Raw genomic sequence first — 1307 nt, 5'->3', positions numbered from 1 at the left:
GACACCCAATAATATTGCTGTAGTGTTTGAAGATAAACAGCTGACTTATAAGGAAGTAAACGAAAAGGCAAACCAACTGGCCAGAAAATTAAGAGAAAAGGGAATAAAACCTGATAGTGTAGTGGGAATTATGGTAGAACGTTCCCCGGAAATGATCATAGGGATCATGGCTGTCCTAAAAGCTGGGGGGGCTTATTTACCCATAGCTCCTGAATACCCTGAAGACAGGATCCAGTTTATGCTTGATGACAGTGGCAGCCAAATTATTCTGATACAGGATAAATTTATAAATGCTAAAGGTAGTTACAGAAATGCTGAATTTATTAGCATAGAAAATCAGGAACTATTTACTGGGGATGTATCAAATCCAAAGTTAATTAGTAAACCTGAAAACTTGGCTTATGTAATATATACATCCGGTTCTACCGGCAAACCCAAAGGGGTAATGATAGAGAACTACTCCGTAATCAACCGGATCAACTGGATGCAGAAGCAATACCCGATAGCTGAAGGTGATGTGATCCTGCAGAAAACTCCCTATACCTTTGACGTATCGGTATGGGAATTATTGTGGTGGAGCTTTACTGGGGCCAAAGTCTGCCTGCTGATACCGGGAGGAGAAAAAAATCCGGAAGAAATCGTGAAGGCAATCGAAAAAAATAAAGTTACCACAATGCACTTTGTACCATCCATGTTGAGTGTATTTTTAGAGTATGTAGAGGAAAAGGGGATAATAGAGGAAATAGCAAGCTTAAAGCAGGTATTTGCCAGTGGAGAAGCACTGAACCTGAAGCAAGTAGAAAAGTTCAACAAGCTGCTGTACAAAGAAAAAGGAACAAGCCTGCATAACCTGTACGGACCAACAGAAGCAACAGTAGATGTATCCTACTTTGGCTGCTCTACGGAAGAAGAATTGGAGCTTGTACCTATAGGAAAGCCCATAGATAACATTAAGTTATATGTTGTGAGTAAGGAAAAGGGCCTGCAGCCGATAGGAGTAGCGGGAGAACTATGTATAGCAGGGGATGGACTGGCAAGAGGGTACTTGAACAGACCGGAACTTACAGAAGAAAAATTCGCAGCAAACCCATTCGCACCGGGTGAAAGGATGTACAGGACAGGTGACCTGGCAAGGTGGCTGCCTGACGGCAACCTAGAATACCTGGGCAGGATCGACCATCAGGTAAAGATAAGAGGCTACAGGATAGAACTGGGTGAAATAGAGAACCGGTTATTAAAGCATGAAACAATAAAAGAAGCAGTGGTATTGGACAAAGAAGGAGCTGACGGAAATAAGTATCTTTGTG

At 42.2% G+C, this 1307-nt stretch carries 1 protein-coding gene; it reads left to right on the top strand.

Annotation, left to right across the window (positions count from 1 at the left end):
• Positions 1 to 1307: non-ribosomal peptide synthetase (locus C1T21_RS26895; protein WP_146032531.1), on the top strand; the 1307-nt coding region annotated here is incomplete at both ends.

It is taken from the genome of Paenibacillus sp. F4 (assembly GCF_002894905.1).
In the GTDB taxonomy this organism is placed as follows: Bacteria; Bacillota; Bacilli; order Paenibacillales; family Paenibacillaceae; genus Paenibacillus; species Paenibacillus polymyxa_B.
The sequence above is the reverse complement of the archived record's forward strand: the minus strand, read 5'-3'. Positions and strand labels throughout refer to the sequence as shown.